This window comes from Acinetobacter sp. NIPH 1852 (assembly GCF_022549455.1).
In the GTDB taxonomy this organism is placed as follows: Bacteria; Pseudomonadota; Gammaproteobacteria; order Pseudomonadales; family Moraxellaceae; genus Acinetobacter.
Genome location: NZ_JAKZGG010000012.1, coordinates 103,326 through 111,451, shown reverse-complemented (window position 1 = coordinate 111,451; position 8,126 = coordinate 103,326). Strand labels below are relative to the sequence as shown.

Below are 8,126 nucleotides of genomic sequence, written 5' to 3'. Positions count from 1 at the left end.
GACGATGCAGCAGTTAAAGACAAAGTGACTTTAGCGGGTGCAGGTGGTACGACACTGACCAATGTGAAAGCAGGTGATGTGTCAGCGACTTCAACTGATGCGGTGAATGGCAGTCAATTGTTTACAACCAATCAAAAGGTTGATGAAAACACCACGAACATTGCAACCAATACCAGCAACATTGCGAAGAACACAGGCGATATCAGCACACTGAACACTACTGTGACTAATCAAGGCAATCAGATTACGACCAACACTGGTGACATCACGACTTTGAAAGGTGGTTTTAACTTACAGACCAATGGTGCAAACAGCGGTGCGATCAAAGCGGGTGATACGGTTGATATCGGTGTAGTTGATCCAGCAGATACGAACCTTACGGCAACGAAGACAGGCAATAATGTCGCATTTGCATTAAGCCAAGACTTGAGTTTGACCAGTGTGACGACCAATCAGCTTCAGGTAGGTAGTGTTGTTGTTGATAAATCAACGAATACGATTACAGGTTTAAGTAATAAAGACTTGAATGGTAGTGATTTTGCTACCCAAGGTAGAGCTGCTACTGAAGAACAATTGAAGGTAGTGGAAAATCAAGTTGTAACCACACAAACATCACTTGTGAATAGCCTTGGTGGCGGTGCGAAAGTGAATGCCGATGGCACAATTACAGGTCCAACTTATAATGTTGCACAAAGTACTCAGTCGAATGTTGGTGATGCTTTAGATGCTTTAGATAAAGCTATTGGTTCGGCTGCAACCACATCTAAAACAACAGTATCGAATGGCGAAAATATTGTTGTTAACAAATCAAAAAATGCAGATGGTTCTGATAACTATGAAGTATCAACTGCAAAAGATTTGACGGTCGATTCTATTAAAGCTGGTGATACTGTTTTAAACAACGCAGGAGTTAGCATTGGTAATAATACCGTTGTGTTGAATAACACAGGTTTAATTATCGCTGGTGGTCCAAGTGTAACAACACAAGGAATCAATGCCGGCAGTAAGCAAATTACCAATGTTGCAGCAGGAACAAATGCTACCGATGCCGTGAACAAAGGTCAATTAGATGCTGCTATTAGCAATGTGAACAACAATGTTAACGAGCTTGCCAATAATGCTGTTAAATATGATGATGCATCGAAAGATAAGATCACTTTAGGCGGCGCTGATGGCACTACGATTACCAATGTAAAAGATGGCAAAGTTGAGCAAAACTCTAAGGATGCTGTAAATGGCGGTCAATTGTGGAATGTTCAAGAACAAGTGAACCAAAATACAAGTGATATTTCAAACATCCAAACCAATATCAACAACATTAATGATGGTAAATCTGGTCTAGTTCAGCAACAAACACCAAATGGTGAAATCACAGTTGGTAAAGATACTGGTGGTACTACAGTAAGTGTTGCTGGTAAGGATGGTGATCGTGTCGTGACTGGTGTTAAAGATGGAACGATTAGTGCAACCTCTAAAGATGCCGTGAATGGTTCTCAGCTTAATGCTACGAACAACAAAGTGGTTGAATTCTTAGGTGGCGGAGCAGGTTATGACAATATTACCAATAGCTTTACCAATCCAACTTACACAGTAGGTGATACAACGCATAATAATGTTGGTGGTGCAATCGATGCATTGAACAAGGCTGATCAAGCATTGGATAGTAAAATTGACAATGTAAGCAATCGTCTTGAGCAAGCCTTCTATTCAACAAATCAACGTATTGATAATGTTGAGAAAAGAGCAAATGCAGGTATTGCAGCGGCAATGGCTTTAGAAGCTGCGCCATATATTGCTGGTAAATATACCTATGCGGCTGGTGCTTCATATCATGGTGGCGAAAATGCAGTCGGCGTAACTTTACGTAAGACTGCTGACAATGGGCGTTGGTCTATTACGGGTGGTGTAGCTGCTGCATCACAAGGTGATCCAAGTGTACGTATCGGTATCAGTGGCGTAATTGACTAAGGAATAGTTGTTAGGGAGAACCTAAAGGCTTGGGTTCTCCTCATCACCAATAGATAAAGTGAGTTTGAATATGAAAAATATGATAAAAGCATTGGTTTTAGGGGTTGCATCTAGTTTTGCTTTTTCTGCATTTGCAGAAGAACAGGCTGTTGTACAACAAGATGAAATCAAATTTCCAGTAGTTGAAAACAGCTATTTAAAACAAGTCAAACGTTATGAATATGATAATGTTGCACGTTTAGATACAGGTTTAACCAAAGACCAAATCCGTCATTTATTGGGAAATCCTCAATTTAGTGAAGGTTTATTCTTTGTGAAAACTTGGAATTATGTTTTAGATATTCGCCAGCCAAATAGTCAGGATTACTTGCGTTGCCAACTCCGTGTCGACTTTGATAAAGACAATTTGTCAGAGCGTTTAACTTGGAAAGGTGAAGCATGTGAAGGCTTAATGGCTTGGGGTGCAAACAATCAGGTATCAAGTGATGCCAATGTAAATACTGCACGCTCAGGTAGTGTCTTCTTTGCATTTGATCGTTCAAATGCTAATGCTATTCAACAAGGTTCTAATACAGTTGCTGCAATTGCACAACGTATCAAACAGAATCCATCCAACAGCCCTATTATTGTAGCTGGATTTGCAGATCCGCTTGGTAAATTTGCCTATAACCACCAATTGTCGGCACAACGTGCCAATACCGTTGCAAAGTTATTGGTGAATGAAGGTATTGATGCGAGTCGCATTCAAATTCAAGCCAATAGCCAAACTGATTTATATCAGCAATGCGCGGGCAACAAAGCCAACACACAACTCGTTGGTTGTTTGGCACCAAACAGACGTGTAAACGTAAGTTGGTAATTGATCTTTAATAAAAAATGGCTACTTTAAAGTAGCCATTTTTTATGTCCTAAAAATAATGTGTACGACAATAACTGTCGTACAGACCCAATTTTCGGGATGCTTTTGATTTTCAATTTCTTATAATGAAGCCATCAAAAATATACTCAGTGGGTTGCTATGTATTATTGTAAAATCTTTGAATTAGAAAAAAGTAATCGTGATTTTTAAATTAAAAATCAAATGTTAAGTTTAAAACTGGGGAAAATAAGAGGCAATTCAATGTTTGAAAGTATTAAGAATAGAGTAAATCAGTTCATCAATCTACAAGGTCAAAATACAATAGACTCCGAAACTTTAGCATTACTTAGCACCATTGTAGAACCATTAGCGGAAGTGAATGCTTCATTGGCTAATCAGGTCTTAAATTATATCGTCAATGGGCAAAATCCTGAGGCGTTACTGACCTTACAACAGCAAGCGACGGATAAGGTGTGTGCTTTACTGGGTAGTCCGGGAACTTATGGATGGTTTTGGCCGTCATCTGAATTGACCAAAGCCCAAGAAAAATTATGCAAAGCATCGCAGAATGCACGCTATAAGCTATATATCAATATTTTTTCAAAGTTCAGTCGTGAACAAACGGTTCGGTATGGTAAATTTTTAGAAGCAGCTACTCAGCAACGAAATTATCCACAGCTTTCAAAGAATACACCTGTATGGTTTAGCTATATTTTGGTAGATGGACTGGTAACGAGTTTCAACCATCAACATTTTGATGATCGACAGAAAAAATCACACCGTCAGACTTGGACAATTGCTGAATTAAAACAACTCTATTTGTCTGAATCTGAAAATAATACTGAGGATTTTATCGCGACTTTATTTGAACGTGGTGATGTAAATAGTTATCACCATGATCAACTCAACGTACTTTTTAACTTTTCAGATAGCGTTGTTTTTTTCACAGAGCATCTACAACTGATTAGAGCAGTTCTGCCAAAATTATCTGCCACGGCTCAGGGGATTTTCCTCGAATTTATTGCTCAACATCAGGAGTTACTGCAACTACAAACCGAGCTGATTATTATTCTTGCATTAAGTTCGAGTAAGAACGTTCGTGAACAAGCCACTGTGTTACTTTCCCATCTCGATGAGGCTGAAAGCCAGCAACATTTACAGTATTTCCTCGTTAATGGCGAGAGTAAACAGCGTAGTTTTGCAGCGGATTTGTTAGCACGTTTGGGTGAGAAAAATCGACAAATCTTGCAACAAGCAGCAGAAAACGAAAAATTAAAATCGGTACAGGCGAATATCCTTTCTGCTTTACAACGACTCGAATCCTTGGAGAAAATGGTCGAGGTTGAATATACGTTACCTGAAATCGAGGTGATTGAGGCTAAAGATATTCCTGAAATTTTTGCTCAGGTTCTACAAGATAATTACTTGGTTGTAAGAGAAAAATATCGTCAAGCCGCAGAACAGGAAATTGAAGATAATAAATCTGTTGAAAAAGGTGGATACAAAAGCCATTGGAGACAAAATAACTATCGAGACTTCTGCAAATCTTATGACAAAGTTGAAGATGTTGGAAAATTAATTCTTGGTCATTTAAATGGTCAAAATAACTATCGTTCGTATATTGAAGAAATTGCCAATTATCAAAAAAAATTACAGCAGTTGCCTGAGTTTAGTTTGATTCATGCAGCTCGTTTGGTGCTTGGGCATCGAAACAATGATTGGATCAATTGGTATCAGTTTTTCCAGTTTTTAGATGCCAAGAACTGGGAAACAATTGAATTGCGTCAGTTAGGCCAAGTTTTGCAACAAGTCGGGATTTCAGAAGAGAGTAGTAAACGTTGTATTGCAAATGAATACCTAGAAAATTACAGCGGTACTGAACTGAATACACGAATCGCTGATGATGAAAAAGTAATTCCTTTTTTTGTGGAGAATATTGATTTAATTGCTGAAGCTTTAGGATTGCTGCCAAGTAAAAATAAAAATTCATGGCGTTATTATGATCCGATCAAGGCATTGGCTTTATTACAACGCTTCCCACAAGTTCCAAAACAGTTTATTCCTCGATTACTCGAATTTGCATTAGGTGATAGCAAACGTTTACGTTTTGATGCTCAGGAAGTGTTGAGAAAATTACCTGATATTCACTTAAGAGCAATTGAAGCTTTAGGAAATGGTAAGCAAGAAATTCGGATTACTGCGATTGAATGGCTAGCTCGATTACAACATCCAACTGCGGTGTCAGCGCTTTATGATTTATTGAAAAAAGAGAAAAAAGAAGTTGTTATTGCTGCGATTTTGACAGCATTGGAGCAGTTAGGTGAGGACATTAGTGTCTATCTTTCAGCTGAAGCTTTACTCAAAGATGCTGAGAAAGGTTTAAAAGGCAAAATCGTCAGTAGCTTTGCATGGTTTGATTTGAGTCATTTACCACAAGTGCAATGGCAGGATGGCACAGCAGTCGATACTAAAATTATTCAATGGTGGGTGATTTTAGCCGATAAACTCAAAGATCCGATTCCGAATGCCTTGCTGCAACGTTATGTTGGTTTGTTGAATGAAAAGAGTCAACAGACATTGGCATTATATTTATTACAAAGCTTTATTCATCAAGATACTCGTAACCCAAGTTTGGAAGAGGCGATGGATATTGCCAATAAGGAAGCACCGAGCCGTTTGGCCTCTTATCAGGATTCATTTCAACGATGGGGGCAGAAGTACCCAGAATATTACGGGCGCTATGAGCACATCACACTGGAAGAAGTGGTTGAAGAAATTAAACGCGAACGTTTGGCGATTTATCTAGGCTCTGCGATAAAAAGCAAAGGTATGTTGGCGTTGACCTTTAAAACGCAAGGTAGTGTTGCAGTGAAATTGCTGCAAGATTATATGAAGCAACATTATCAACGTCGTGCACAAATCGAAGCGATGTTGAGTAGTTTTTCGGTCAGCGATGATCCGCTGATCATTCAATTATTACTGAGTCTTTCACGTCGTTATCGTACTGCATCGGTTCAAAATCTTGCAAAACAATTGGTTGAGCAAATTGCAGAACGTAATCAATGGAGTAGTGATGAACTTGCGGATCGTACCATTCCAACAGCGGGACTGGATGATTCAGGCATTTTAACTCTTGAATATGGTTCACGCGTTTTGACGGCTTATGTCGATGATAAGGATAAATTTGTACTGAAAAATGAAGATAGTAAGATTATCAAAAGTTTACCAACTGCACGACAAGGCGATGACGAAGCGCTAATTAAAGAAGCAAAATCATTATTTAGCAGTAGCAAAAAAGAATTTAAGCAGGTGATTGATTTACAAACACAACGTTTGTATGAAGCGATGTGTAGCGAACGGACTTGGAGCAGTGCAGATTGGCAGGAATACTTATTTGCTCATCCAATTATGAAGCGTTTGATTCAGCGTTTAGTGTGGTTGGAAATATCAGCAGAAGGTGAAATTTTACAAAGTTTCCGTCCTAGTGATGATGGCTGTTTACTCAATCTGGATGATGATGAAGTTGAATTACAAGCTGATAGTCAAATAAAAATTGCACATGTGGTCTTGATCAATACCGATGAAGCAGAGGCGTGGCAAGCGCATTTTAAAGACTATAAAGTGAAGTTTTTATTTGAACAAATGACGCGTCAACTACCGACATTTGATGTTCATGCTGAAATCATTGAGGATCGAAAAGGTTGGTTGACCGATACTTTTACTTTGCGCGGTGTTATTACTAAATTGGGCTATCAACGTGCGTCGATTGAAGATGGCGGTTCATTTGATAGCTACTTTAAATCATTTAGCCAAATTGGTTTGTCTGCGGTGATTCGTTTTAGTGGTAGTTATGTGCCAGAGGAAAATCTTGCAGCAGTGTTATATGACTTGAGTTTTGAGAAAAAGAATGTGCGGTCATGGCGTGAGAGTAGTATGAGCTTGGCAGATGTTTCGCCTGTATTATTGGCTGAAACCTATGCGGATTATTTAAAAGTGGCAGATGCTTGTTCTGGGTTTGATCCTGAATGGCAGAAGAAAACACCTTGGTAAAATATGATTGATCTTATTTTAAATTCGTAATCAGGATTTGCAATGTAGAGGCGGCATCCATGCCGCTTCCACCATAGCTGATATGGGAATTAAAGATTTTTATAATAGATTTAGATCAATCTGATCAAGATTTTAAGAAGAAATGGTAAATATATGACCCAACAAAACATCATTAAACAAAGTGCTGAACAACGTTTTGCCGAGGAATTGGCAATTTTAACTGAGCAGGACAATGCCCCAAAACCACAAGGCTGGTTGCGTTCACCCAAAGCGGTGCGCCAATTTATTTTAGGTGATGACAAACTTGGAATTAGCCGTAAATTCTATGGTGATGATGCATTAGTTGATCGTGCCATTGTGACTTTATTGGGTAAGCAAGGCTTAATGTTAGTCGGTGAACCGGGTACAGCAAAATCCATGCTGTCTGAATTATTGGCGGCTGCGATTAGTGATGATTCAGGTTTAACCATACAAGGTACAGCGGGGACGACCGAAGACCATTTAAAATATTCGTGGAATTATGCCTTGCTACTCGCGGAAGGTCCAAATGAAAAGTCTTTGGTTGCATCACCTATTTACCAAGCAATGCAACAAGGCAAGATCATCCGTTTTGAAGAAATCACCCGTTGTCCACCTGAAATTCAGGACGTACTGGTTTCGTTGATGTCTGAAAAGACCATGATGATTCCAGAACTGGGTCAGCAGGGGCGAGTATATGCCAAAGCAGGCTTTAATATTATTGCTACAGCAAACTTGCGTGATCGTGGCGTGCATGAGATGTCATCAGCATTGAAACGTCGTTTTAATTTTGAAACAGTGCGACCGATTGCTGATCCTGTTTTTGAACGTGAGCTTGTACTGACTCAGTTGAAACAAGAGCTAGGCGATTTATCTGATCAGATTCAGATGTCTGATTCGGTGATTGATTTATTAGTCACGGTTTTTCAGGAATTACGTCAAGGCACAACTAAAGACGGTACTTCAATTAAAATCCCAGATGCCGTTATGTCTACAGCGGAAGCAGTGAATATTGCTTATGCAGCTGCTTTGGAGGGCTATTATCTCGGTGATAAATCGTTGAATGGGGCAGCGATTGCTCGTCAGTTGATTGGTGTGGTGCTAAAAGATAATACTGATGATGCTAAGCGGATGCGTTTCTATATGGATAATGTGGCGCGTGAACGTGCCAAACAGGATGCAACATGGAAGGCTTTTTTTGATGCTGGGAAGGCTTTTTGGCAGTAATCAA

4 protein-coding genes are annotated in these 8,126 nt (G+C 39.3%); all 4 read left to right on the top strand.

All coding sequences use genetic code 11. From position 1 onward, the window contains the following. A partial coding sequence (locus MMO38_RS11160) for a YadA-like family protein (protein WP_241323584.1) occupies positions 1-1,968 on the top strand: 1,968 nt, incomplete at its 5' end. 70 nt (positions 1,969-2,038) lie between these two features. Further along, on the top strand, positions 2,039-2,827 hold the full coding sequence (locus tag MMO38_RS11155) for an OmpA family protein (protein WP_241323583.1): 789 nt from the start codon (positions 2,039-2,041) through the stop codon (positions 2,825-2,827). 261 nt (positions 2,828-3,088) lie between these two features. Further along, the gene (locus MMO38_RS11150; protein WP_241323582.1) at positions 3,089-6,877 is read left to right on the top strand and encodes a DUF4132 domain-containing protein; all 3,789 of its coding nucleotides are present in this window, start codon (positions 3,089-3,091) and stop codon (positions 6,875-6,877) included. A gap of 153 nt (positions 6,878-7,030) precedes the next feature. Then, positions 7,031-8,122: an AAA family ATPase gene (locus MMO38_RS11145; protein ID WP_241323581.1), complete on the top strand. Its 1,092-nt coding sequence runs from the start codon at positions 7,031-7,033 to the stop codon at positions 8,120-8,122. The last annotated feature ends 4 nt before the right edge of the window (positions 8,123-8,126 follow it).